Below are 24,433 nucleotides of genomic sequence, written 5' to 3' on the forward strand. Positions count from 1 at the left end.
AGCTAACGCCGCCCACTTGTGCTGGCCCTGAACCGGCTCAGATGAAACTGCTACCTCTCTGCGTTGCTCCAGGAGGCGCTGTTAACCTGATTCGCATTCACAGTATTGCCCAGACGACAGGTCTTCCCGACGTGTCGTGTTCGACCAGCACCGCGATCGAGCCGACGACTGGTCTCGGAACAAAGGCCTTCGCATCTGCGAACGTGTCGACGATCCTCATGGCGCGTGTAGCTCCCGGCTTGAGGAGCCGAAAGCGGCCATGATGAGGCTCGGTGAAGTAAAGGTTCACTGCATCTGACCATGCGAGTTCTCCACGAGCCCAACGTGCGGGGTCCGCTAAAGCTTGCTCCATAGATGCGGAAATCGAGACATCGAAGCACAAAGCAATGCAAAGCAGGTTCAACGGTAGCTCTACTATTTCGGTAGCCGTTGGAGAATAAGTGGACGAGTGAGCACTTCGGTGCCGCTTCCGGACCGTACTCTTTACGATTTCCTGTACGGATGGAACGCCGATCCCGGCGTGTCCTGCGAACACCCGAAAGGTGTTCCAACAGTTTTCAACCTGAAGGTTTGACAAGAGCTCTTTGAGTCCAGCATCTGAGAGGTTGCCCGTGTAATCACCCGACACAAATTTCGTGAACCTCAGCACAGTCCCATCGCCTGACGCCATCTTAGCGATCTCGGCTTTCAGCTCATATTCGTAATCATCATCCTGACGCTTCAACATTCGTGCAAAGCTTTGAAGATACGAAAGGGCGTTTAGCCTTGCAGCAGTTCTTAGCTTCTCAGGCAGCTCCTCGTATGAGCGTGGCCACCTCTCCAGTGTTCCCAGCGCCTCGACCGTCCTCTCTCTCACAAATGTTTCAAGGGCGATTAGCCCCGTCACCAAAATGCCCCGCCGTAGTACAAAGAGACTTGGAGGAATCCCAGTGCCAAGCGCACCTTTCGCCACCGCTTCCAAGTCAATGGCCTGAACTATGCCATCTAGGTTTCTGAGAAAATCACTGCGAGCGACGCTCATACTTGATTACGCTAGGCCAACGAGCATGTCATAGGTTTTCTCTATGCGAGACTTGATGCGAGAGGGCGTGTTCGTTCCGAGCCTAACGGCTTCCTCGAAGTCGGCATCCTCGAACAATTCCTTTGTGGCTTGCACAACTTTATCCTGATTTGCGGAGACGGTCAGGACCTGGGCATCGGTCAATCGAGAAGCTGCAATCATCTCCGCGTCATATAAGCCAGCGAGAGCTTGTTGCCGCCACCTCTCCCCGTCCCAACGTTGAAAAGCCGTATCTCCCCACAGGCTGTAGGCACGAGTAAGCGCGACCTCGAAAGGCCCGACTAGCGCTTGTGCTTCAACGTTGGTTACGTCGCGATTTGCGAGCATAAATTGGTCCATCGAGCGCGAAAGGCTTCCCGATGATTTCTCCCAAGTGCCCCCTAACGTAAGAAACCGAAGTACGTATTCGGCATCCTGCATTTGCTGATAAGCCGCTGATTTTGGCCCCTCAATCTTCAACGCCGCCTTAAGCAAGTCGTTTGTAGCCGCTTCATATATCGCGTCGTTAAGAGCTCCGCGGAAAGCGACATTGCGTATTTCTTGATTATTCAATCGAATTCCGCCGCGATTTAGCCTGATGAACACCTCATACTTTAGGCGAGGTGAAGACTGTTTTAGAAGCGTAATTACCCTCAAATACGGACGGACTTTCAGTGCGCTTTGTAGGCTTCTCGGAAGCTCACGGAATCGAGCACCATTCAAATCCGGGAACTGCTGCAGACCTTTGAGGGCGAAGGCGTTGTTGATATAGTCTGAAACGGCAGTTATGCGCTGCTTGCCATCAATGATGGAGTAAATACCATACTCCTCCTCCGCTAAATATATCGGAGGAACGGGTACATTTAGTAGGAACGACTCGATAAGCTCTGACTGCCGCTCGACTTCCCATCGCTCTCGACGCTGATATTTCGGCGCTAGATCTATGATCTCGCTGTCCACCATATCCTTCAAACCCTGGAGCGAAAAATCTGACGTTTGGAGCACCAGATCGTTTTGAGACTGATCGAAACGTCGCTCGATCTCGACGATATTTCCAAGCGCCACGTCTGTTTTCCCGAATCCATAAGGTCAGGCACTGGCATATGTTTGAGTTTGCGGCATAGCAAGGCCAGCCCACACGGCGAACGGCAGCTCCTAGGGCGCCCAGCCGTCGCGAGCCTAGCTTATCACGGATAGGTTGGCCCCGACCGTCTGACGACTTCGAGGAAGTGCTTTACGTCGGCGTTCGACAGCTTCAGCGAGCTTCGCCAGTGCGCTCCGGTCGGCCGCTTGCCCTGCCAGAACAGCTGTGGAGCGCGCTTGAAAACGCGCTCGCCCGTCGCCGCGTTGTCGTGCTTCAGGAGGTTGTTGACGTCATTGAGCAGGGTCAACCCGGTGCCGTCGACTGGATAGTCGAGCTTCCGCACGGCGCGGCGCAACTGCCGGAAGTCATGCTCGTCGCTAGCCGTCCAAGTACGCGCCGAGATCTCCCAAAGGTGAAAGATGCTTGTCACGAACGCTTGGCGGATTACTGTCTGAGCCTGCGACGCCTGCAGCACTTGCCAGCGTAGGTCGCCGCGCGTACTGCGGATGAGTGCGCCGTCCTCATCGTATTCGTCATCGTCCTCGCCGCTCTCCTCGTAGCGCTCTGACGCCTCCTCGGCGGCGCGATATGTTTGCTCCATTGCCGCGATGGACGCGTCGAACGCGGCCTCGATGCGTTCGAGGTCCATCGCGAACTGGAAGTGGCGGAAAAAGGGAAGCTCGACCATTTTGGCAGGCTAGTCTCCGTGCTTGCCAGCATCCAGCCCGATCACCGGTACGTCGACCGACGATTACCGTCCTTCCCTTCCCCTAAGTCGGCAGGCCCTTCGCACTCAACACGTCGATCAGCGCGAGATTAACGAGCGGCTCCTGTGGGGGGGGTACGAATGCAGCCGAACGACTGGTTCGGGATGGGAAGCCGCCGGGCGGCTCAATGAATCGGGAATGATCGGTTCGGGAAGCACCGGCCATTCTCGCACTAGCAGCGGAATGCCATGGTTTGGTCATGTGTGGTTAAAGTGCTCTTCGGAACCAAACCGGCCGCGTTATGCGGATCGATCAACAAGAGCCGAGGAACATCAACCATTCAGGGCCAATCACGAGCCAAATATGACGGGTGCCGAGCGTGCGATTTAGCCCATTGGCATGCTGGATCTCTCAGAGGAGACTTAGCTGGCGCGTCCGGGGGTCGCAGCCGGCTGTACCGTGGTCTTTGTGGCAACGAATTCGTTGCCCTCGCGCGTTACGGCAAGCCAGCTACGCAAGCGTAACCGACGAGACTACATCGAGCAGGGTCATCGGGTGGGCGAGTTCGGCGGTGATCAAGTCCGCCCATGCCTGCCCAATCTCCCGACGAGGGTCGAGATAGACCGCCCGGTTATATGCCCATTCTGATGCCGACATGCCTTGCGGCACATGCGCGAGCATCATGTCGATCATCATGCGATCGTTCGCGTGCTTCAGCCGTGCAGCCCGCTCGTTCATCAGCGTCGAGAAGGCCGATCGCCAGCCGTGCGGCACCATCCTGCCCTTGTACCGGCCGCCGGCTAGGCGCTTGTACATCGAGCTGACCGCCGAGTCGCTCATCGGCACGCGCCATGATTTACCACCTGGGAACAGCAGGTCATGCTTGCCGGTCCGAACGCGCAACGCGCGGAGGACCTCGACGGCCTGGCGCGACAGTGGGACGTCGTGACCGAAGGCCTCGCTGCCCTTGTCCTCAACCTCAAGCTTCATCCGCGCCGCCGGGATCGTCCAGACCGCGTCGGACGCCGCGGCGTCCGGATCATCCCAGTCTATCCCGGAGAACTCTCCCCACGTAGCGGTCCGCACGACACCGATTCGCTGCGATGTCAGCGCGACGAAGCGCGAGCAGAGTTTGGTTCGGGGATCGCAGGTCGAGCGATCGACGGCACGCTGAAACTCGAGCAGCTCGTCGACCTTGATCAGGGCCGGCTGCTTCGCGCCTGTCGGCGTGGGCTTGAGCGCGCCGGCGATCTCGCTGACGTCGAGCACCTGCTCCTGAGAGATGAGCCGCTCTGCCTTGGCTCGCTTGAACACCGAGACGATGTAGCCCTTCACCCGCTTCGCGGTCTCGATCGAGCCGCGCTTTTCGATCTTGCGCAGCTCGCGCAGCACCATCGATCCGGTGATATCGCCGATCGGCAGGCGGCCGAGGGCCGGATAGACGTCGCGGTCGAGCCGGAAGCAGACGCGCGCGGCATGGCTGGCTGACCAACCGGGCCGCTCATCCTCCTGCCAAGCATCGGCTAGCGACTTGAATGTCGCCTCGGACGAGACGACCAGCGCCGCCTTCCGCTTTTCCTCCTCGACCATCGGGTCGCGGCCGGCCTTGAGGATCGCGCGCGCCTCGTCGCGGCGCGCGCGGGCGTCGGCGAGCTTCACCTCGTCATAGAGGCCGAAGGTCAGACGCTTCTCCTTGCCGGCATAGCGATATTTGAACCGCCAGGACTTCGCGCCCTTGGTAGTGACGAACAGATAGAGCCCGCCAGAATCGCCGAGCTTGTAATCGCGCTCGGCGGGCTGGGCGTTTTTCACCTCTGCGTTGGTCAGCGCCACGATGCCCCCAATCTCGAACCGGATGTCCCCATCGATATCCCCACGTGCCCCCAGAAGTGGCACCGTCTTATGAGAAGATATGGAGGAACCCTATCGCGCGATGCCCCGTATTAACAAGGCTTATGCAGCTTTATGGCGGTGGTGCGGAAAAACGCTGGTGGGCCCGGCAGGACTCGAACCCGCAACCTAGCCGTTATGAGCGGCCAGCTCTAACCATTGAGCTACAGGCCCCGCCAGCGCCGTCGCGATAGCCCGAGCCGGGCTCAGCTGGCAAGCCGCAGACCGACATCCCGCGCGCGCCAGGCCGCGGCGATCAGCGCATCGGCGCCGATCGGCTCGATCCCCTTGCGCGCCAGCAGATCGAGCACCCCATCCCACCAGGCATAGAAGCCCCGCAGATCGGCCGCATCGCGCACATAAGGCGTGTGCCCCGGCACCACCGAGGGCGAGTGGAAGGAGATCGAGATCAGCTTCGTATCGTCGTCGATCAGGGTGTGGATCGCCCGCAGCGCCTCCGGCAGCGGCGTCCCCTCGGGCGTCAGCGCGATCCGTTCGAGCAGCCCCGATCGCGCGAGCAGGCCGCGCAGCCGCCCCACCCGCCCCGCAGCGGCGTAGAGCGGCCGGCCGAGGCGGCGGGCATGGCCGGTGAAGACCGCGGTGAGCGGCAATTCCATCAGCAACCGTTGCGGCCCCGCCCAGCTGGGCTGGCAATCGCGACGGGAGAAATCGGGGCCGCCCTCGTCCGAATAATCGAACAGCGCCCGCACCGAGACATCGAGGCGATAGCCCGCCTCCTCGAGCAGCCGCGCCGTATTCGGGCCGATGCCGTAGCGCCCCGCCCGATAGACCTGCGGCCGGCGCCCGAAGGCCTCGGTGATGCAGCGGGTCAGCGTCAGCAGCTTGGCGCGTTCCTGCGCTTCGGGCAGGTTGCCGCAGAAACTGTTGGCGACGGTCAGCGCCTCGTCGAAGGGCGGGTTGACCCAGGGGTGAAGCTGGGTGCCGATCGCGCATTCGCCGGCCTCCATCAGCGGGCGCAGCACCTCGACCGCCGCCGGCGCGAAGGCGACCGGATAATCGACCAGATAGGTGGGGCAGATGCCGAAGCCCGCCAGCCGCCGATGCGCTTCCGGCAGGGCGGCGATCGCGGTGGTGGCGGTGGCATCGCGGCGGCGCGGTGCCGTCCAGTCGAACTCCTCTTCGGTATCGACGAAGACGAGGAACCGGCGTCCCCATGCGACCGGCAGCGTCAGCGCGTCGGCCGGCGACGGTGCGCGATCGATTCGCCCCTCCTCGGCGCGAATCACCATCCGTCAGGCACCGGCACCGGCGTGGCTGGCCGATGCCGCGGCCGGCAATCGCAGCAGGAAGCAATCCTTCTCGACCAGCAGCGCACCGCCTGCCGCCGTCGCCAGACGACGCACCAGATGCAGCGAGAAACCGAGGCCGAGCAGCGGCGCATCGGGCGAGTCGCCCTCCACCCCATAGCCGGGATCGAGCAACGTCGCCTCGTCCTGCCCGATCAGCCGTTCCGGCCGCGAAACCCGCAATTCCAGCATCGCCGGCTGCCGTGCGACCAGCGCCACACGGACATTCTCGTCCGATGCCAGCGCCACGACCCCGGCCACCAGGCGTCCCAGCATCCGGCGCAGCGCGGCCGGATCGCCCGTGACCTGCGGCAGGCCCGGTTCGACATCGCAATCGAGCGTCGCGCCGTGCCGGCGGATGCTGTCCGCGTGATGGCTGCAGATCAGGCCGAGCATCGTCGCAAGATCGACGTCCACCCGCTGAAGATCAAGCCGCTGGGTTTCGAGCCGCGCCGCGACATCGAGATCGTCGACCGCCGCCAGCAGACGCCCCGCCTGTTCGGCGATCATCTGGGCGCGCTCGCGATAGACGGTGGAGACCGGGCCGCGCATCTGGCGGCGGATCATCTCGGCGAAGCCGCCGATCGCGTTCAGCGGCGTCCGCAGCTCGTGGACGAGCTGGCGCAGCGAATCCGCCTCCAGCCCCAGGCCATAGAGATCGAGCGAGGCCTCCGCCACGTCTTCGGGGCGCGGCCGGCGTGCGGTGCCGCGATAGCCCTGGAAGCGGCCCGTCTCCGGCGCGAAGACCGGAACGCCCGCGATCCGCCATTCGCCCGCCGCCTCGGAATCACCCGGAATCATCAACCGCGCATCCCGGAACGGGCTGCGGCGGCGGAAGGCGCCCGGTGCCTGCGCATCGACGCCGAACGTGCCGGACGCCGGCGTCGCGATGGTTTCGCCGATCAGCGGGCCGCGCGGCATCCCCTCCACCCAGCGGATGATGCCATCCGCGCCGGTTTCGAAGCGGAAGCTGCTGGCCAGCGCATAGCGTTCGTCGGCGGTCGCGATCGGCGGCAATTCGCCCATGCGAAAGCCGGCGATCCGGTTGATGATCGCCCGGATCTGGCCTTCGCCGGCGCCATGCTCGAGCGCCTGCACCGGCGGCACCGCGAGCGGCTCGGCGATCTCTTCGGTGTTCGCGATCGGCAGGACATTGCGCCGATCCTCGACCCCAGTCTGTTCACCAGCCGCCGAACCGCGGATGCCGTCCAGCGTCAGATCGGTGGCACCGAAACCGGCCAGCGCGCGCTCGACACGGATACCCAGATCGCGGCGATGGCGCAGCACCCCGCGTCCGGTCGGCGACAGGCGCGGCAGGACGGTCAGCCAGTCGCCTTCGGGAAGTTGAACATGGGAGAGCATCGCGCTCGCCACCACCGGTACGTCGGCGGCCAGGAACACCACCAGCGGCGCCGGGATCGCCCGCCCGGCGAAGGCCGAAGCGATTTCGCGCCGGATCGCCACGGGAACATCCGGCCGCAGCGCCTGGAGCCGCGCCAGCGCTTCGCGCGCGAGGCCGGGATCGGACCCGGGGCGATGCTGGGCGAGCAGGTCGAGCAGCTGGCGCCATTGTGCAACCCGGTCCACCGGCCTTTCGGCCGGCCGGGCAAGCACCGTCGCGAGCATATCGTCGAACCGCACCCACATCACTCCACGCGACCGGCCCATATGCCGGCGGACAAGGATATCCCCTTGCCCGATCAAGGTTGACTATCTGTTCCCATGCAGCGGCGCAAAGCGACATTTCTGCGATCGTTGCATAGTGGGACAATTGCCATCCGTCGTAATTTTCTTATAGGGCTAGGCCATATTCAAGAAAGGAAGCTTTGTGGTGGCCTCGCCGTTGTTGCTCGATTCGATCGACCGGACCATATTGTCGGAGCTTCAGGAAGACGGGCGCATCACCAATGTCGAACTGGCGCGTCGTGCGGGGCTGACGGCTCCGCCCTGCCTGCGCCGGGTCCGTTCGCTCGAAGAAGGGGGCGTCATCAATGGCTATCATGCGCGCCTCAATCCCGGCGCGCTCGGCTACGGCATCACGGTGTTCGCCCTGGTCAGCCTGCGCAGCCAGGCGGAGGACGATCTGCGCGAGTTCGAAACCCATGTCGCGACCCTGCCGGAAGTGCGGGAATGCCACATGCTCAACGGCGAGATCGACTTCATCCTGAAGATCGTCGCGCATGACCTCCAGAGCTTCCAGAGCTTCCTGACATCGCGGCTGACCACCGCGCCGCATGTCGCCAGCGTCAAGACCTCGCTGACCATCCGCACGTCGAAGGATCAGCCGGGCGTGCCCGTCGATCGGATCTGAGCGACCGAAGAACCGGCGCCTGCCCGGTGTCGGGCAGGCGCCGGTCGGAGCTTATTGCGCGGCCGGCGCGGCCGGCGCGGCCGGCGCCGCCGCCGGTGCGGAGCCCTTGGTGGCGAAGATCGCCCAATATTGCGCCAGCACCTGGTTCGGGCCGGTCACCGTGGCGAGGGCGGTTGCGGCGGCCGGGCCCTGCCCGCTCTGCGCCAGCGATTCACCCATGTGCAGGTTAACGAGATTGGCATCGACGCCGCCCTTCTGGAGCGCGATCTTGTAGAGCTCGACGGCCTGCGCATACTGGCCATAGCCCATATAGGCATCGCCGATCAGCAGCGCCTGCTTGCCATCGGCCGCCGCGCGCGCCTTCTTCTCGGACACCGGCAGATCCGCCTTGTCGGCCGCGATCTTGGGGCCGGCGACGGCCTTGATCTCGGCCAGCGCCTTGCTGGTGGCGAGCGCCTTGTTGTCGACCATGTTGGAGCTCATGCCCTGGTCGATCACGGCCTTGGCCTCACCCGGAAAGCCCTTGTTGAGCGCGGTGTTGGCATATTCGTAATAGTCGCGCTCGCCGGCCAGCGACTTGGTCGCCCGCATCAGGCGCAGGGCATCGAGATCGACCTGCGGATCGAGCGTGGTGGTGTCGCGATAGGTCTGCAACGCGATCCGCCAGATGTCGGCGCGCGGATAGGCATCGACCAGCTGCTGGCCATATTTGATCACGCCGGCCGGCTGCTTGCCGTCATAGGCGATCGACAGCGCGCGGCGATACCAATCCTCGTCGACCGGCTGGCCGGTCGCCTTCTTGGCCTGGATCGCCTGATCGACATATTGCAGCGCCGCCGGCGACTGGTTCTCGCGCGACTTGACCGCCGCCAGCGAGATCAGGACTTCCGGATCGTTCGGCTTGAGCGTGTTGACCTGGGTGAAGGCACGATCCGCGGCATCCAGCTTGCCATTGTTGAAGGCGTTCTGTGCCTGCACCGTGTACAGCTCGATCTGCAGCGGCGCCGGCGCCTTGCCGGTCGCCAGCATCGCGTCGGCCGCGGCCGAAACGCCGGCGCTGTCGTTGGTGCCCTGGGCGATCTGCAGCTGCATGGTGGCGACGGCATATTTGTCGTCGTCGGTGGTCGCGGCGGCCTGCGCGGCCGGCAGCGCGGCCTTGGCGGCGGCATAATCCTTCTTGGTGATCGCCTCCTGCAGCGCGGGCGCCGTCTTGCGGAAGCCGTCGCTGTAATTGGCCTTCGGAGCCGCCGCCGCATCGGCCTTCTTGGCAACCGCCGGGGTGACGCCCATCGCGGCCACCGCGCCGAGCGCGAGAGCCGTTGCCAGAGCCGTCGTGGATGCGAATTTCATGAAACTCTCCTCTGTCGGCACCGATGGGTGCGCCGCGGGCAGCGGTGCTAACCCCTGCCCGGCCCCTGTTCAAGGTCCGGGACGCCCGAAACACTGATGCCCGCCGACTGAACACCTGTTGAACCGGCTGGTTGCATGGCGTCGAGGTTCCAGTCTAGGCGCCGGCCATGCTTGCTCTGCTCTCCCCCGCCAAGACGCTCGATTTCGCGAGCCCGCTGCCGGCCATAGAGGCGACCGTGCCGCGCTTCGCCGACGAGGCCGCGCGGCTGGCGGCCCGCGCGGCGACGCTCTCGAAGCAGAAGCTCGGCGAGATCATGGCGATCTCCGACAAGCTCGCGACGCTCAACATCGAGCGTTACCGGGGGTTTCTCGACCAGCCCGAGCGCCCGGCGCTCTACGCCTTCGCCGGCGACGTCTATACCGGCTTGGAGGCACACAGCCTCGACGAGCCGGCGATCGCCTTCGCGCAGGATCATGTCCGCATCCTCTCCGGCCTCTACGGGCTGCTGCGCCCGCTCGACGCGATCCGCCCCTATCGGCTGGAGATGGGCACGCGCTGGGCGCCGGGCCGGGCCAAGAATCTCTATGGCCATTGGCAGGACCGCATCTCCGCCCTGCTCGCCGACGATCTGGCGGCCGACGGATCGGGGGTGATCGTCAATCTCGCCAGCAAGGAATATTGGGAAGCAGTGGAGCGGCATCCGGTGGAAGGCGCCCAAGTCTACACGATTGAGTTCATGGAAGAGCGCCCCAAGGGCCTCACCTTCAACAGCTTCGGCGCCAAGAAGGCGCGCGGCATGATGGCGCGCTTCCTGTGCGAGCATCGGCTGAGCGACGTCGAGGCGCTCAAGAGCTTCGATAGCGACGGCTATGCCTTCGATGCGGCCGGCTCGGGCGATCGCCGCTGGCTGTTCGTCAAGCGCTGACCGGCGCCGGCCTTCCCCGCCGCGCGCTTTACGAGGGGCGCGCTCGCGTGCGCGTATACGCGCGAGGGCTGGCGCCGCCCGTCCGGCTGGTCTAGGAGGATTTGATCGCCGCCACGTCGGCGTCATCGAACCATAACAGACCGGACACAGACACTTGGCCAGCGCCCCGCCGACCATCGAACCCTCGGACATTTCCCCCGTCTCCATCGTCGACGAGATGAAGACGAGCTATCTCGATTACGCGATGTCGGTGATCGTCAGCCGCGCGCTGCCCGACGTGCGCGACGGCCTGAAGCCGGTCCACCGCCGCATCCTCTACGGCGCGCAGGAAAGCGGCTTCGTCGCCGGGCGCCCCTATCGCAAGTCCGCCCGCCTGGTCGGTGACGTGATGGGTAAATATCACCCGCACGGCGACAGCTCGATCTACGACGCTCTGGCGCGCATGACCCAGGACTGGTCGATGCGGCTGCCGCTGATCGACGGCCAGGGCAATTTCGGATCGATGGATCCCGATCCGCCGGCCGCGATGCGCTACACCGAGGCGCGTCTCGCCCGCACCGCCAACGCGCTGCTCGACGATATCGACAAGGATACGGTCGACTTCCAGCCCAATTATGACGGTTCGGAGCGCGAGCCGGTGGTGCTGCCCGCCCGCTTCCCCAACCTGCTGGTCAACGGCGCCGGCGGCATCGCGGTCGGCATGGCGACCAACATCCCGCCGCACAATCTCGGCGAGGTGATCGCCGCCTGCAAGCTCTACATCGCGCAGGAGGTGCTGGGCGGCGAACTCGTCACCGTCGAGCAGCTGATGGAGATCGTGCCCGCCCCCGATTTCCCGACCGGCGGCCTGATCCTCGGCACCGGCGGCGCGCGCAACGCCTATCATACCGGCCGCGGCTCGATCATCATGCGCTCGCGCCACGAGGTCGAGGAGACCCGCGGCGAAAAGCGCCAGATCGTGCTCACCGAGATTCCCTTCCAGGTCGGCAAGTCCGGTCTGGTCGAGAAGATCGCCGAGGCCGCCAAGGAAAAGCGGATCGAGGGCGTCTCCGACATCCGCGACGAAAGCTCGCGCGAGGGCGTCCGCGTCGTCATCGAGCTGAAGCGCGATGCGACGCCCGACGTGGTGCTCAACCAGCTGTGGCGGCACACCCCGGCGCAGACCAGCTTCCCTGCCAACATGCTCGCCATCCGTGGCGGCCGGCCGGAGATCCTCGGTCTCAAGGAGATCATCCAGGCGTTCGTCACCTTCCGCGAGGAGGTGATCACCCGCCGCTCCAAATATGAGCTGCTCAAGGCCCGCGAGCGCGCCCACATCTTGCTCGGCCTGGTCGTCGCGGTGTCGAACCTCGACGAGGTGGTGCGGATCATCCGGGGCTCGTCCTCGCCGGCCGAGGCGCGCGCCCGCCTGCTCGCCCGCGAATGGCCGATCGGCGACATCGCGCAATATATCGCGCTGGTCGAAGCGGTGGAGAAGACCCACGCGGGCGACACCTACCAGCTCTCCGAAGTCCAGGTCCGCGCGATCCTCGACCTGCGCCTGCACCGCCTGACCGCGCTCGGCCGCGACGAGATCGGCGACGAGCTCAAGGAGCTGGCATCCTCGATCGGCGCGCTGCTCCACATCCTCGGCGACCGTGCCCGGCTCTACGAGGTGCTGGTCGAGGAGCTGAACAAGGTCTCCGCCGACTTCGCCACCCCGCGCCGTTCGACGATCATGCCCGCCGGCGACGATATCGACGACGAGGATCTGATCGAGCGCGAGGACATGGTCGTCACCGTCACCCATGGCGGCTACATCAAGCGCACCCCGCTCGAGGCGTTCCGCACCCAGGCCAAGGGCGGCAAGGGCCGCTCCGGCATGGCGACCAAGGACGAGGACGCGATCACCAAGCTGTTCGTCACCTCGACGCACACGCCGGTGCTGTTCTTCTCCACCGCCGGCAAGGTCTATCGCAAGAAGGTCTGGCGCCTGCCCGAAGGCGCCCCGCAGGCGCGCGGCCGGCCGATGATCAACCTGCTGCCGCTGGCCGATGGCGAGACGATCTCGACGGTGCTGACCCTGCCGGAGAACGAGGCGGAGTGGAGCAACCTCCACATCCTGTTCGCCACCGCCAAGGGGCTGGTCCGGCGCAACAGCATGGACCAGTTCACCCGCATCCCCACCGCCGGCAAGATCGCGATGCGTTTCTCCGAAAGCGATAGCAGCGATGGGGGCGATGATGAATCCGCAGAAACGACCACCGACCGGCTGATCGGCGTCACCCTGCTGACCGGCGACGACGACGTGCTGCTCGCCACCCGCAACGGCAAGGCGATCCGCTTCCGCGCGACCGACGTGCGCGAGTTCCAGAGCCGCACCTCGGCCGGCGTGCGTGGTGCCCGCCTGCTGAACGATGACGAGGTGATCTCGCTGTCGATCCTGCACGGCACGCCCTGGGATCAGGATACCGAGACCCGCGAGGCCTATCTCAAGGCCGCCCCGTGGAAGGAGGGCGATCGCGAACCGACGCTCGACGCCGCGACGATGCAGGCCATGGCCGACGCGGAGGAGTTCGTCATGACGGTCTGCGCCAACGGCTATGGCAAGCGCAGCTCGGCCTACGAATATCGCCGCATCGGGCGCGGCGGCCAGGGCATCACCAACATCGACAATCTCGCCCGCAACGGCCCGGTCGTCGCCAGCTTCCCGGCGCATAGCGGCGAGCAGCTGATGCTGGTCACCGATCAGGCCAAGCTGATCCGCATGTCGGTCGGCGATACCCGCGTGATCGGGCGCGGCAGCTCGGGCGTGATCCTGTTCCGCGTCGACAAGAACGAGCATGTCGTCTCGGCGGCACGGATCGAGGAAAGCGACGACGAAGCCGAAGCGCATCTCGGCGACGAGGGCATGGCGCCCGCCACCGATCCGCAGGGCGATGGCGACACCGGCGAAGATCTCGCCGATGGCGGCGAGGGCTGAGCCATCGCCGCCACGGCCCTCCTCCTCTCGCAACGGTGATCCCGGTTGGCTGACCCGCCACCGGGATCGCCGGGTCGCGAGGCGTTGATGGTCTGGCTGAAGCTGCTGGGGCTGCTGGCGATCGTCTTCGCCTTCGGGCTGATCGTGTTCGCGCTGCGGCGGGCGCTGTAGAGGCGCGGCGGACCTCGCTTCGCGCCGCAGAGGCTTAGCAATTCCTTAGCCATATCGGGCTATCCGAAGACCCAAGATTTTTGGGAACGGGTCAGCGATGAGCGCATTCGGCAAACGGAACGGCACTGGCGGTAGCGGGCAACGGCCCGCTTTCGGTGTGGCACGCCCGATGCACGGCCCGGAAACGGGCGGCGCCCAGTTTCCCCCGATCGATTCGGTGCCGCTGCCCGGTGCCTCGGATTCGTCGGGCGCGCCCGGTCTCGACGATGCGATGGCGCGGCTCACCAGCCGTCAGGATGGCTCGGGCGACGCCGCCTCGTCCAAGGTCGAGGGCTTCGAGGCCTCGGTCCACAAGATCAAGGAGCAGGTGCTTCCCCGCCTGCTCGAGCGCGTCGATCCCGAAGCCGCCGCCTCGCTGAGCAAGGACGAGCTGGCCGAGGAATTTCGCCCGATCATCGGCGAAGTGCTGGGCGAGCTGAAGATCAACCTCAACCGCCGCGAGCAGTTCGCGCTGGAAAAGGTGCTGGTCGACGAGCTGCTCGGCTACGGCCCGCTTGAGGAACTGCTGTCCGATCCCGACATCTCGGACATCATGGTCAACGGCCCCGAACAGACCTTCATCGAAAAGAAGGGCAAGCTGGTCATCGCCAACATCCAGTTCCGCGATGAACAGCATCTTTTCCAGATCGCCCAGCGCATCGTCAACAAGGTCGGCCGCCGCGTCGACCAGACCACGCCGCTCGCCGACGCCCGCCTCCCCGACGGTTCCCGCGTCAACGTCATCGTGCCGCCGCTGTCGCTGCGCGGCACCGCCATCTCGATCCGTAAATTCTCCGCCAAGCCGATCACGCTCGACATGATGGCGGGCTTCGGATCGATGAGCACGCAGATGGCCACCGCGCTCAAGATCGCGGGTGCCAGCCGCTTCAACATCGTCATCTCGGGCGGCACCGGCTCGGGCAAGACGACGATGCTGAACGCGCTGTCCAAGATGATCGATCCGGGCGAGCGCGTGCTGACGATCGAGGACGCGGCCGAACTCCGCCTGCAACAGCCGCACTGGCTGCCGCTCGAAACCCGCCCGCCGAACCTTGAGGGCCAGGGCGAAATCTCGATCCGCGATCTCGTCAAGAACTCGCTGCGTATGCGCCCGGATCGCATCATCCTGGGCGAAATTCGTGGATCGGAATGTTTCGATCTGCTCTCCGCGATGAACACCGGCCATGACGGCTCGATGTGTACGCTCCACTCCAACAGCCCGCGCGAATGCCTGGCGCGTATGGAGAACATGGTGATGATGGGCGACATCAAGATGCCCAAGGAGGCGATCTCGCGCCAGATCGCCGACTCGGTCGACATGATCGTCCAGGTCAAGCGCCTGCGCGACGGCTCGCGCCGCGTCACCAACATCACCGAGGTGATCGGCATGGAAGGCCCCGTCATCGTGACGCAGGAGCTGTTCAAGTTCGAATATCTGGACGAGGGTGCCGACGGCAAGATCCACGGCGAATATCGCTCGATGGGCCTGCGCCCCTACACGCTCGACAAGGCGCGCCAGTACGGCTTCGACCAGCCCTATCTGGAGGCCTGCCTCTAAGCGGCCCAACACCAGCCTTGTTTCCGGATCGGAAGCGCGCCAGCATCGGCGCCCCACGATCCGGAGTTTGCCTGTGCGCCGTCTGCTGCTTGCTGTTTCGCTCATCGCACTGAGCGGCGCCCCCCTCTCCGCCAAGACTGTCGCCAAGGCGGCGGCCAAGCCCGCCGCCAAATCGACGGCTACCAAAAAAGCCGCGCCGGCGGCGCCCCGCGCCGGCATCATGGTCGCGCCCGATATCCGCGAGGCGGTGGACGACAAGCGCCGCGATCCCAAGAATGTCGCGCGCGACATCTACCGCCATCCCGCCCAGACGCTCAGCTTCTTCGGCCTCAAGCCCGACATGACCGTGGTCGAGATGATCCCCGGCACCGGCTGGTACACCGAGATCCTCGCCCCCTATCTGGCGGCGAACGGCCATTATGTCGCGGCGGTCTCCGCCGGCCAGGAGAGCGACGAGTATCGCACCTTCCTCGCCACCGATCCCGATCGCTTCGGCAAGGTGCAGATGACGCCGTTCGATCCCGGCCAGATGAACGAATTCGTGCCGGCCGGCAGCGCCGACATGATCCTGACCTTCCGCAACATCCACAATCTGCTCGGCTCGCCGGACCAGCCGGGCGACGGCAATGCCGGCCAGGCCTTTGCCGACTGGTTCCGCGCCCTCAAGCCCGGCGGCGTGCTCGGCATCGTCGAACATCGCCTGCCCGAGAATATGGACAGCGCCCGCGAGAAGACGACCGGCTACGTCAAGCGCTCGACCGTGATCCGGCTGGCGATGGCGGCCGGCTTCCAGCTCGCGGCGGTGAGCGACGTCAATGCCAACCCGAAGGACGATCACGATCACCCCAAGGGCGTATGGACGCTGCCGCCGAGCTACGCCCTGGGCGATGAGGATAAGGCGAAATATGCCGCGATCGGCGAGAGCGACCGGATGACGCTGCGCTTCGTCAAGCCCGATCCCAACGCCGCCGCCGCCGACGCGAGCCCCGCGCCCGCCACCGACCCGGCCGTGACGACCGCGCCTGCGACCGACCCGGCAGCGCCCCCGGCACCGCAGGACACGCCCAAATGAACTGGCGGCGCCCTGCCCGGGATTGATCGCCACGGCCTCCTGGCGGCCGCCATGCTCACGATCCCGGCCTGCTGCCGTAGGGATGCACAGGGGGCGGAAGCCCGCGGCCTTGGCCGGTCAGCCGTGCCGGCGAGCCCGGCGGCTCACTTGGCCATCTTGTCGATCTTGTCCTGCAGGCTGGCAAGCTGGGCCTTGAGCGCAGCAATATCGTCGTCGCCGGACGCCGGCTCTGCCGCAGGGGCACCGGGGGCACCCGGCACGCCCGGCTTGAACGCCGTCGCCGCCGCCTCGAACATCGCCATGTTGCGCTTGGCGATCTCGGCGAAGGGGCCGCCCGAGAAGGCGCCTTCCATGGCGCTGCGGAACTGGAGCTGGTTGCGCCGGAACGCCTCCATCGAGGCTTCGAGATATTGCGGCACCATCGATTGCATCGAATCGCCGTAGAGCGCGATCAACTGGCGCAGAAAACTCACCGGCAGCAGCGCCTGGCCGGTGCTTTCCTCGTCCATGATGATCTGGGTGAGGACATTATGGGTGATGTCCTCTTCGCTGCGCGCATCGAGCACCTTGAAGTCACGGCCCTCGCGCGTCATCGCGGCGAGATGATCGAGCGTGATATAGCTCGACGTTTCGGTGTTATAGAGCCGCCTGTTGGCGTACTTCTTGATGATTACCGTATCGGAAGCGGAAGTGGATTTCGCCATGTCAGGCCCCTCTCAACCCGATTACGCATCGGGAGAGCATATGTTAGCATCGAATCATTCCGCACCGCAACACAGGCCGCGCCCACTCCCGCTGTTTCTCGAGATGCTGCGCCACGAGACCGACGGCGCACCGGATCGGAGGGCGGCGGCGCTCGCCGGATTGCGCGCCTACCAGTCCGCGGAGCGGCCTTCCGGGCCGCCTGCGGTGCCGATCGTCGCGCGGGCCGGGCGAGCGATGCTGCGCGATTATGGCGGCGCCGGGCGCCCGGTACTGTTCGTGCCGTCGTTGATCAACGCGCCCGATGTGCTCGATCTGCTGCCCGATATTTCGCTGATGCGGTGGCTGGCGACGCAGGGCGTGCGGCCGTTGCTGCTCGATTGGGGCATCCCCTCGCCGGACGAGCGCGACCTCGCCATCGCCGGCCATGTCGAGACGCTGCTGCTGCCGCTGCTCGAGGAGATCGGGCCGGACGCCGCGCTGGCCGGCTATTGCCTGGGCGGGACGATGGCGCTCGCCGCCGCCGCGATCCGGCCGCCGGCCTCGCTCACCCTGATCGCCTCGCCCTGGCATTTCTCGGGCTTCCCCGATGCCGCGCGGCACGGGCTCGGCGAATTATGGACGCAATCCCGGCCGATGGCGGACGCGATGGGCCATTTGCCGGTCGAGGTGTTGCAGACCGCCTTCTGGCGGCTCGATCCGCGCCGCACCGTGGAGAAGTTCATCACCTTCGGCAGCACGGCACGCGGCCCCGAGGCGACCCGCCTGTTCGTGGCGCTGGAGGATTGGGCCAATGGCGGCGCGCCGCTGACGCCCGCCGCCGGCCGCGAGCTGGCCGAGGATCTCTTCCGCGACGACCGGCCCGGCTCCGGCCGCTGGCAGGTTGCCGGGCGGCATATCGATCCCGCCGCACTCGCCTGCCCGTGGCTCGATATCGTCTCGACCACCGATCGCATCGTGCCGGCTGCCAGCGCGGTCAGCACCAGCGGCGCAGGCGAGACGCTGACACTGGCGCAGGGCCATGTCGGGATGATAGTCGGCGGGCGGGCACGCGAAAGCCTGTGGCGGCCCCTCGCGCAATGGCTCGCGCGCGCCCATATCCGCTGATAAGAGACCGGCAAACTTTCGAAGTTCAGGAGTGAAATCATGACCGACGTCGTCATCACTGCCGCCAAGCGCACGCCCGTGGGCAGCTTTTTGGGGGCTTTCGGGTCGACTCCTGCCCATGAACTGGGGCGGGTCGCGATCGAGGCCGCGCTGGCCCAGGCCGGCGTGAAGGGCGAGGAGGTGTCCGAAGTGATCCTCGGTCAGGTGCTGACCGCCGCGCAGGGCCAGAACCCGGCACGGCAGGCATCGATGGCGGCCGGCATTCCCAAGGAGGTGCCCGCCTGGGGCGTCAACCAGGTCTGCGGCTCGGGCCTGCGCGCGGTCGTGCTGGCGACGCAGGCGATCGCCAACGGCGATGCCACGATCATGGTCGCCGGCGGGCAGGAGAGCATGTCGCTCGCCAACCATGCGCAAAATCTGCGCGGCGGCACCAAGATGGGCAATCTCAGCCTGGTCGACACGATGATCGTCGACGGCCTGACCGACGCCTTCAACGCCTATCACATGGGCATCACCGCCGAGAATCTCGCCGAGAAATACCAGGTCACGCGCCAGGCGCAGGACGTCTTCTCGGTCGGATCGCAGAACAAGGCCGAGAAGGCGCGCGCCGAGGGCCGCTTCAAGGACGAGATCGCGCCGGTGACGGTCAAGGGCCGCAAGGGCGACACGATCGTCGCGGACGACGAATATATCCGCGCCGGCGCCACCATCGAGGCGATGGAGAAGCTCAAGCCCGCCTTCAAGAAGGACGGCACCGTCACCGCCGCCAACGCGTCGGGCCTCAACGACGGCGCCGCGGCGTTGGTGCTGATGTCGGCCGAGGAAGCGGCCAAGCGCGGCTCCAAGGTGCTGGCCACGGTGAAGAGCTGGGCGTCGGTCGGCGTCGATCCCGCCTATATGGGCATCGGCCCGGTGCCGGCTGTAAAGAAGGCGCTGGAGAAGGCCGGCTGGACGGTCGACGATCTCGACCTGATCGAGGCCAATGAGGCGTTCGCGTCGCAGGCGCTGTCGGTCTGCCAGGAGCTCGGCCTGCCGGCGGAGAAGGTCAACGTCAACGGCGGCGCGATCGCGATCGGCCATCCGATCGGCGCATCGGGCGCGCGCGTGCTCACCACCCTGCTCTACGAGATGGAGAAGCGCGACGCCAAGAGGGGCCTCGCGACGCTGTGCATCGGCGGCGGCATGGGCATCGCCATGTGCGTCGAGCGTTGATCCGATGAGGTCGGGGCGCTGCTATCTACGCGCGGCGCCCCGACGACGGACCTTGGGTTAAGCCCGCCATGGCCCGCCTCACCCTGCTCCGCGCCGCTGACCGTCTCGCGGTGCCATGGAAGAATGGCGGCGGCGTCACCCGCGAAGTCGCTGCCAGCCCGGACGGCGCCGGCTTCGATCGGTTCGACTGGCGGATCAGCATGGCCGAGGTCGCGTCGGACGGCCCCTTCTCGCTCTTCCCCGGCGTGGACCGGACACTCGCCATGCTGTCCGGGACGATGCGCCTCGCAATCGCGGGCGACGGGCAGAGCGCGGGTGTCCACGATCTCACCCCTTATGACCCGCCGCTGGCCTTCGCCGGCGACGTGCCGGTGATGGGCAGCCTGCCCGGTGGCCCGGCCAGCGATCTCAACCTCATGGTCCGTCGCGGCCGCTACCGCGCGGCGCTGCGCCGGCTGACGCTATCGGAGGCGGTGGCGATCGATGACGGCATGACCGCGATCGTCATCGCGACGGCGCCGACCGTGGTCCGGCTCGGTGAACAGACCATCGCGCTCGATGTGCTGGACGCGCTGCGCATCGACGGCGCCGGCCATTGCACGATCGCGGGCGACGCCCTGCTCGCGACGGTTCAGCGGCAATCCTCGATCACGCGCGCGACCTGAGGCCAGGCCGGCAGCACCAGCCGGGTCTGGCCGGGCGCATCGACGAGGAAACGCCCGCGGCTGAAGGCGAGCTGGTCCAGCCGGGGATCGCGCGCGCCGAGCTGGGCGACGATCGCGGGCGGCTGGCCGCCGCCATTGCCGGCGGCGAGCGCGAAGGCACCGAAGGAGCTGGTGAAGGTCAGCGCCGCCGACGAAGCGGCGAGCGCGCCGGCCCGCGAGAAGACGATATTGCGGCTGGCGAGATCGCAGCGCAACGCGAACACCGAGCCTTGCCCGGCGACGCCGAACTGCGCGATCGAGCTCTGCCCCGGCTGGCCCCGCCATGTCCAGTCGCCCGGCGTCAGCGGCACGTCGCGCCAATCCTGCTGCGGCGGCGCGGCCGGCAGCGCCGGTGGTGCAGGAGGCGGCGCCGGCCGCGCCACCGGCTTTTGCGGCGCCGCGACGCAGGAGGCCAAGGCCACCATCAGGAGAAGGATCGTGCCCTGCCGGGCCGTCGGGATACGCCACATCGTCATGACCCGCTGTGTGGCGGGGGATGACGGCAGGGGCAAGGGCTAAGCCCGCGGCGCTGCGGGAGAGAGGCCTGCCAATGCGGCAGAACGGCTCGACATCCCGCCTTTTCGCGCGCCTGCCTACGCAGGAGCGTGCGCCGGAGGGCTCCCCCCTCAGCTCCGCGATCGTTTCTCCATCCGCGCCTGCTTCTGCTTGCCGTAGCGGGTCTGCCGGGTGCCGGGCTTGCCGAGCGTCGAATGGCCGCGCGGCGCGGCGCGATGCTGCTCCACCGGCAGGCCGAGCTCTTCCTGTTCGAGCTTGCGGATCTCGTCGCGCAGCCGCCCGGCCTCCTCGAATTCGAGGTCGCCGGCCGCCTTGCGCATCCGCTTCTCGAGATCCTCGATATAGGCGCGCAGATTGTGGCCGACCATGTGCGGCGCATCCTCGATCCCGGTCTCCACCGTCACCTGGTCGCGGCTGGCGAGATGGCCGACGATATCGGTGACGTCCCGCTTGATGGTGGCGGGCGTGATGCCATGTTCGAGGTTATAGGCCTCCTGCTTCTCGCGGCGGCGCGAGGTCTCGGCCATGGCGCGTTCCATCGATCCGGTGATCCGGTCGGCATAGAGGATCACCTTGCCCTCGACGTTGCGCGCGGCGCGCCCGATCGTCTGGATCAGCGAGGTTTCGGAGCGCAGGAACCCTTCCTTGTCGGCATCGAGGATTGCGACCAGCCCGCATTCGGGGATGTCGAGCCCCTCGCGCAGCAGGTTGATGCCGACGAGGATGTCGTAGACGCCCAGCCGCAGGTCGCGGATCAGCTCGATACGCTCCAGCGTCTCGACGTCGCTGTGCATGTAGCGGACGCGCAGGCCGGCCTCGTGGAGATATTCGGTGAGATCCTCGGCCATCCGCTTGGTCAGCGTGGTGACGAGGCTGCGATAGCCCTTGGCGGCGGTATCGCGGCATTCCTGCACCAGATCGTCGACCTGATGCTCGACCGGGCGGACCTCGACCGGCGGATCGATCAGCCCGGTGGGGCGGATCACCTGCTCGGCGAAGACGCCGCCCGCCTCCTCCATCTCCCACGTCCCCGGCGTGGCGGAGACGGCGATGGTCTGCGGGCGCATCGCATCCCATTCGTTGAAGCGCAGCGGGCGGTTGTCGATGCAGGACGGCAGGCGGAAGCCATATTCGGCGAGCGTGATCTTGCGCCGGTGATCGCCCCGCGCCATGCCGCCGACCTGCGGCACGGTCTGGTGGCTCTCGTCGACGAACAGCAGCGCATTTTCGGGCAGATATTCGAACAAAGTCGGCGGCGGCTCGCCGGGCAGGCGTCCTGTCAGGAAGCGCGAATAATTCTCGATGCCCGCACAGCTGCCGGTCGCCGCGATCATCTCCAGGTCGAACTGGGTGCGCTGCTCGATCCGCTGCGCCTCGATCAGCTTGCCCTCGGACACCAGCTCCTTGAGTCGCTCGGCCAGCTCATGCTTGATCGCCTCGGTCGCCTGCTTGAGCGTCGGCCCCGGCGTCACATAATGCGAATTGGCGTAGACCTTCACATAATCGAGATTAGCCACCTTCTTGCCGGTGAGCGGATCGAACTCGGTGATGCTCTCGATCTCGTCGCCGAAGAAGGCGATGCGCCAGGCGGTGTCCTCATAATGGGAGGGGAACAGCTCGAGATTGTCGCCACGCACCCGGAAAGCACCGCGCTGGAAGGCGGCTTCGTTGCGCTTGTACTGGAGCGCGACCAGCTTGCGGATGATCTCGCGCTGGTCGGCGGTCTGGCCCTTCTTGAGCTGGAAGGTCATCGCCGAATAGGTCTCGACCGAACCGATGCCGTAGAGGCACGACACCGACGCGACGATCAGCACATCGTCGCGCTCGAGCAGCGATCGGGTCGCCGAATGGCGCATCCGGTCGATCGCCTCGTTCACCGAGCTTTCCTTCTCGATATAGGTATCGGAGCGCGGGACATAGGCCTCGGGCTGGTAATAGTCATAATAAGAGACGAAGAACTCCACCGCATTTTCGGGGAAGAACTGCTTGAACTCGCCATAGAGCTGGGCGGCGAGGATCTTGTTGGGGGCGAGGATCAGCGCCGGCCGCTGCAACTCCTCGATCACCTTGGCCATGGTGAAGGTCTTGCCCGATCCGGTGACGCCGAGCAGCACCTGGGTCCGCTCGCCGTCGCGCGCCGCCTGCGACAGTTCGGCGATCGCGGTCGGCTGGTCGCCCGAGGGGGAATAGTCCGAGACCAGCTTGAACGCCTTGCCGCCCTCGCTCTTCTCCGGCCGTTCGGGGCGGTGCGGCATGAACATGGGCTGCGCCTCGGGTTCGGCGAGGCTGGTGCGAATCTGGATGGCCATGGCGGAAATATGGGGACGAAAGGCGAACGCCGCAACGGCCTGTCGGCGTTCAGGCCGGTTCGCGTTCAGGCCTGTCTGCGTTCAGGAAAGTCCGGCTATAGAGGCGGGATGCATGTTCCCCGCCTGATCGCCGCCCTGCCCCTCCTCCTGGCTGCCGCGCCGGCCTTGCCGCTGACGCCCGGCGCGTGGGAGGAAACGCTCGTCTACGCGCTCGACAGCGTCAACGGATCGCAGCAGGCGGCGGCGCGCATGGCGAGCGCGCTGCCCGATCCCCAGCCCCGCCAGAGCTGCCTGAGCGCCAGCGACATCGCCCATCCGCAGACCCTCTTCCTCGCCGGCGCCGAGCAGAGCTGCCGCTTCGCCCGCTTCACGATGGCGGATGGCAAGATCGAGGCCGACGGCGAGTGCTCGGACGGTCACGGCCAGACCATGCACGTCAGCGGCACCGGCCGCTACAGCGCGACCAGCTATGATTTCAGCTTCACCGGCACCGGGCAGGCCGGCCGGCTCGCCCTCGCCTTCCGGGGCCGCGACAGCGGCCGGCGGATCGGGGTCTGCACCGCTTTCTAGGACCGATCGCTCCGCCTATGACAACGGCCCCGCCGGCCGAAGCCGACGGGGCCGCCATCATCGATCGTCAGAGATCAGAAGTGGACGCCGAAGCCGGCCAGCACCTGATTGCGATCGTAACGCAGGCTGGTGTCGGCGAAGCCGAGATCCTGCGCGTCGAAGCTCTTGAAGCGGGTATAATCATACTCCGCCTTCACATAGGCATGCTTGGTGACGGCATATTCCACGCCGGCACCGGCGCGCCAGCCATCGCGATTGGCGTGGCCGCGCACATAATCGCCCGCATCGTCGGCAACGGTGCCGCGGATCTGGCCGTTCACATAGGCGCCCTTGACGTAGACGAGCGACTTGGCGCCGAGACGATAGCCGACGCGCGCGCCGCCCTCGATCTCACGGCCGGCCTTGAGGCAGGCGATGCTGGTGGCGTCGTCCGCGCAGGTCTTGGCGGTCGACACGGCGTAGCTGCCGAGCACGCCGACCGTCATCTTGTCGCCGATCGGGTAATCGTAGCCGACCAGGCCGCCGCCGGTCCAGGCGGTCTTGTGGTCGTGGTTGGTGACGCGGGTCGTGCCGTCGTCGAAGCGCTCGCGCGTGCCGACGCGATCCCAGCCGCCGAAGATTTCCGCGCGCGGGCCGGTGAAGGTGGCGCTGTCGGAAGGAGCTGCGGTGGCGGTGCCGTCCTGAGCGAATGCGGGGGCGGCGGAAGCAACGAGCAGGGCGCCCGTCGCGAGGAGGAACATCTTCATAAAATAACCTTCGCAAAGCTACTGGTACAATGCGCCGCCGGGGGGCGTTGCGAGGTCTAGATGCCCGGACGAAGCTGAACGTTCCCGTGACAATCGCGTTACAGGTGGCGAAATTGCCCACTGTTGCGCGAAGGGCACGGTTTCTGTCGCC

The 24,433-nt window shown here is 66.0% G+C and carries 21 protein-coding genes and 1 tRNA gene; 10 read left to right on the forward strand and 12 right to left on the reverse strand.

Annotated elements, in window-relative coordinates; translation table 11 throughout:
• Positions 1 to 97: 97 nt before the first annotated feature.
• From PBT88_RS12320 to PBT88_RS12350, 7 genes are all read right to left on the reverse strand, one after another.
• Positions 98 to 1,021, reverse strand: a complete 924-nt coding sequence (locus PBT88_RS12320) for a hypothetical protein (protein WP_270075640.1) — start codon at positions 1,019 to 1,021, stop codon at positions 98 to 100.
• Between the two features lie 6 nt (positions 1,022 to 1,027).
• The gene (locus PBT88_RS12325) at positions 1,028 to 2,104 is read right to left on the reverse strand and encodes a DUF262 domain-containing protein (protein ID WP_270075641.1); all 1,077 of its coding nucleotides are present in this window, start codon (positions 2,102 to 2,104) and stop codon (positions 1,028 to 1,030) included.
• Between the two features lie 122 nt (positions 2,105 to 2,226).
• Entirely contained in the window at positions 2,227 to 2,811 is a 585-nt protein-coding gene (locus PBT88_RS12330; protein WP_270075642.1) for a hypothetical protein, read from the reverse strand.
• Positions 2,812 to 3,340: 529 nt separating this feature from the next.
• Positions 3,341 to 4,663 (reverse strand): tyrosine-type recombinase/integrase, encoded by a 1,323-nt coding sequence (locus PBT88_RS12335; protein ID WP_270075643.1) that lies wholly within the window; start codon positions 4,661 to 4,663, stop codon positions 3,341 to 3,343.
• A gap of 155 nt (positions 4,664 to 4,818) precedes the next feature.
• Positions 4,819 to 4,894 (reverse strand) — tRNA-Ile (locus tag PBT88_RS12340).
• 32 nt (positions 4,895 to 4,926) lie between these two features.
• The gene (locus PBT88_RS12345) at positions 4,927 to 5,970 is read right to left on the reverse strand and encodes a polysaccharide deacetylase family protein (RefSeq protein WP_270075644.1); all 1,044 of its coding nucleotides are present in this window, start codon (positions 5,968 to 5,970) and stop codon (positions 4,927 to 4,929) included.
• Positions 5,971 to 5,973: 3 nt separating this feature from the next.
• Positions 5,974 to 7,668: a sensor histidine kinase gene (locus tag PBT88_RS12350; RefSeq protein WP_270075645.1), complete on the reverse strand. Its 1,695-nt coding sequence runs from the start codon at positions 7,666 to 7,668 to the stop codon at positions 5,974 to 5,976.
• A 190-nt stretch (positions 7,669 to 7,858) separates the two neighbouring features.
• Here PBT88_RS12350 and PBT88_RS12355 point away from each other — a divergent pair, with 190 nt between their 5' ends.
• Positions 7,859 to 8,338: an Lrp/AsnC family transcriptional regulator gene (locus PBT88_RS12355; protein ID WP_270075646.1), complete on the forward strand. Its 480-nt coding sequence runs from the start codon at positions 7,859 to 7,861 to the stop codon at positions 8,336 to 8,338.
• A 51-nt stretch (positions 8,339 to 8,389) separates the two neighbouring features.
• Here PBT88_RS12355 and PBT88_RS12360 read toward each other — a convergent pair whose 3' ends face one another.
• Positions 8,390 to 9,688 carry a tetratricopeptide repeat protein gene (locus PBT88_RS12360; RefSeq protein ID WP_270075647.1) on the reverse strand — a complete coding sequence of 433 codons (1,299 nt, stop codon included), beginning with the start codon at positions 9,686 to 9,688 and terminating at the stop codon, positions 8,390 to 8,392.
• Positions 9,689 to 9,855: 167 nt separating this feature from the next.
• Here PBT88_RS12360 and yaaA point away from each other — a divergent pair, with 167 nt between their 5' ends.
• The 5 genes from yaaA (at position 9,856) to PBT88_RS12385 (ending at position 16,416) form a co-directional block, all read left to right on the forward strand.
• A complete protein-coding gene (gene yaaA / locus PBT88_RS12365; RefSeq protein ID WP_270075648.1) occupies positions 9,856 to 10,614 on the forward strand; it encodes a peroxide stress protein YaaA in 759 nt (252 codons plus the stop codon).
• 154 nt (positions 10,615 to 10,768) lie between these two features.
• Positions 10,769 to 13,576, forward strand: a complete 2,808-nt coding sequence (gene gyrA, locus PBT88_RS12370) for a DNA gyrase subunit A (protein ID WP_270075649.1) — start codon at positions 10,769 to 10,771, stop codon at positions 13,574 to 13,576.
• A 45-nt stretch (positions 13,577 to 13,621) separates the two neighbouring features.
• Positions 13,622 to 13,747, forward strand: a complete 126-nt coding sequence (locus PBT88_RS12375; RefSeq protein WP_270075650.1) for a hypothetical protein — start codon at positions 13,622 to 13,624, stop codon at positions 13,745 to 13,747.
• A gap of 97 nt (positions 13,748 to 13,844) precedes the next feature.
• Positions 13,845 to 15,344: a CpaF family protein gene (locus PBT88_RS12380; protein ID WP_270075651.1), complete on the forward strand. Its 1,500-nt coding sequence runs from the start codon at positions 13,845 to 13,847 to the stop codon at positions 15,342 to 15,344.
• Positions 15,345 to 15,417: 73 nt separating this feature from the next.
• The gene (locus PBT88_RS12385; protein WP_270075652.1) at positions 15,418 to 16,416 is read left to right on the forward strand and encodes a class I SAM-dependent methyltransferase; all 999 of its coding nucleotides are present in this window, start codon (positions 15,418 to 15,420) and stop codon (positions 16,414 to 16,416) included.
• Between the two features lie 143 nt (positions 16,417 to 16,559).
• On the opposite strand, the gene phaR is transcribed toward PBT88_RS12385, so the two are convergent.
• Complete coding sequence (phaR, locus tag PBT88_RS12390) at positions 16,560 to 17,120, reverse strand: polyhydroxyalkanoate synthesis repressor PhaR (RefSeq protein WP_270075653.1); 561 nt, start codon at positions 17,118 to 17,120, stop codon at positions 16,560 to 16,562.
• Positions 17,121 to 17,223: 103 nt separating this feature from the next.
• On the opposite strand from phaR, the gene PBT88_RS12395 reads away from it, so the two are divergent.
• From PBT88_RS12395 to PBT88_RS12405, 3 genes are all read left to right on the forward strand, one after another.
• The gene (locus PBT88_RS12395; RefSeq protein WP_270075654.1) at positions 17,224 to 18,225 is read left to right on the forward strand and encodes an alpha/beta hydrolase; all 1,002 of its coding nucleotides are present in this window, start codon (positions 17,224 to 17,226) and stop codon (positions 18,223 to 18,225) included.
• A gap of 39 nt (positions 18,226 to 18,264) precedes the next feature.
• Positions 18,265 to 19,437, forward strand: coding sequence for an acetyl-CoA C-acetyltransferase (locus tag PBT88_RS12400; RefSeq protein ID WP_270075655.1), 1,173 nt, complete (start codon positions 18,265 to 18,267; stop codon positions 19,435 to 19,437).
• Between the two features lie 68 nt (positions 19,438 to 19,505).
• On the forward strand, positions 19,506 to 20,102 hold the full coding sequence (locus PBT88_RS12405) for a HutD/Ves family protein (RefSeq protein ID WP_270075656.1): 597 nt from the start codon (positions 19,506 to 19,508) through the stop codon (positions 20,100 to 20,102).
• Here the strand turns inward: PBT88_RS12405 and PBT88_RS12410 are convergent.
• Both PBT88_RS12410 and uvrB read right to left on the reverse strand, forming a co-directional pair.
• Complete coding sequence (locus PBT88_RS12410) at positions 20,069 to 20,617, reverse strand: hypothetical protein (RefSeq protein WP_270075657.1); 549 nt, start codon at positions 20,615 to 20,617, stop codon at positions 20,069 to 20,071. The genes PBT88_RS12405 and PBT88_RS12410 overlap by 34 nt on opposite strands.
• A gap of 150 nt (positions 20,618 to 20,767) precedes the next feature.
• Positions 20,768 to 22,966, reverse strand: coding sequence for an excinuclease ABC subunit UvrB (uvrB, locus tag PBT88_RS12415; protein ID WP_270075658.1), 2,199 nt, complete (start codon positions 22,964 to 22,966; stop codon positions 20,768 to 20,770).
• Between the two features lie 108 nt (positions 22,967 to 23,074).
• On the opposite strand from uvrB, the gene PBT88_RS12420 reads away from it, so the two are divergent.
• A complete protein-coding gene (locus PBT88_RS12420) occupies positions 23,075 to 23,536 on the forward strand; it encodes a DUF3617 domain-containing protein (protein ID WP_270075659.1) in 462 nt (153 codons plus the stop codon).
• Between the two features lie 74 nt (positions 23,537 to 23,610).
• On the opposite strand, the gene PBT88_RS12425 is transcribed toward PBT88_RS12420, so the two are convergent.
• The gene (locus PBT88_RS12425; RefSeq protein WP_270075660.1) at positions 23,611 to 24,282 is read right to left on the reverse strand and encodes an outer membrane protein; all 672 of its coding nucleotides are present in this window, start codon (positions 24,280 to 24,282) and stop codon (positions 23,611 to 23,613) included.
• Between the last annotated feature and the right edge of the window lie 151 nt (positions 24,283 to 24,433).

It is taken from the genome of Sphingomonas abietis (assembly GCF_027625475.1).
In the GTDB taxonomy this organism is placed as follows: Bacteria; Pseudomonadota; Alphaproteobacteria; order Sphingomonadales; family Sphingomonadaceae; genus Solisphingomonas; species Solisphingomonas abietis.

Bases quoted from the DNA above. Each gene is read 5' to 3' on its own strand.
- PBT88_RS12320 (WP_270075640.1), bottom strand. From the start codon at position 1,021: ATGAGCGTCGCTCGCAGTGATTTTCTCAGAAACCTAGATGGCATAGTT.
- PBT88_RS12330 (WP_270075642.1), bottom strand. From the start codon at position 2,811: ATGGTCGAGCTTCCCTTTTTCCGCCACTTCCAGTTCGCGATGGACCTC.
- PBT88_RS12345 (WP_270075644.1), bottom strand. From the start codon at position 5,970: ATGGTGATTCGCGCCGAGGAGGGGCGAATCGATCGCGCACCGTCGCCG.
- PBT88_RS12360 (WP_270075647.1), bottom strand. From the start codon at position 9,688: ATGAAATTCGCATCCACGACGGCTCTGGCAACGGCTCTCGCGCTCGGC.
- yaaA (WP_270075648.1), top strand. From the start codon at position 9,856: ATGCTTGCTCTGCTCTCCCCCGCCAAGACGCTCGATTTCGCGAGCCCG.
- PBT88_RS12380 (WP_270075651.1), top strand. From the start codon at position 13,845: ATGAGCGCATTCGGCAAACGGAACGGCACTGGCGGTAGCGGGCAACGG.
- phaR (WP_270075653.1), bottom strand. From the start codon at position 17,120: ATGGCGAAATCCACTTCCGCTTCCGATACGGTAATCATCAAGAAGTAC.
- PBT88_RS12395 (WP_270075654.1), top strand. From the start codon at position 17,224: ATGCTGCGCCACGAGACCGACGGCGCACCGGATCGGAGGGCGGCGGCG.
- PBT88_RS12400 (WP_270075655.1), top strand. From the start codon at position 18,265: ATGACCGACGTCGTCATCACTGCCGCCAAGCGCACGCCCGTGGGCAGC.
- PBT88_RS12405 (WP_270075656.1), top strand. From the start codon at position 19,506: ATGGCCCGCCTCACCCTGCTCCGCGCCGCTGACCGTCTCGCGGTGCCA.
- PBT88_RS12410 (WP_270075657.1), bottom strand. From the start codon at position 20,617: ATGACGATGTGGCGTATCCCGACGGCCCGGCAGGGCACGATCCTTCTC.
- uvrB (WP_270075658.1), bottom strand. From the start codon at position 22,966: ATGGCCATCCAGATTCGCACCAGCCTCGCCGAACCCGAGGCGCAGCCC.
- PBT88_RS12420 (WP_270075659.1), top strand. From the start codon at position 23,075: ATGCATGTTCCCCGCCTGATCGCCGCCCTGCCCCTCCTCCTGGCTGCC.
- PBT88_RS12425 (WP_270075660.1), bottom strand. From the start codon at position 24,282: ATGAAGATGTTCCTCCTCGCGACGGGCGCCCTGCTCGTTGCTTCCGCC.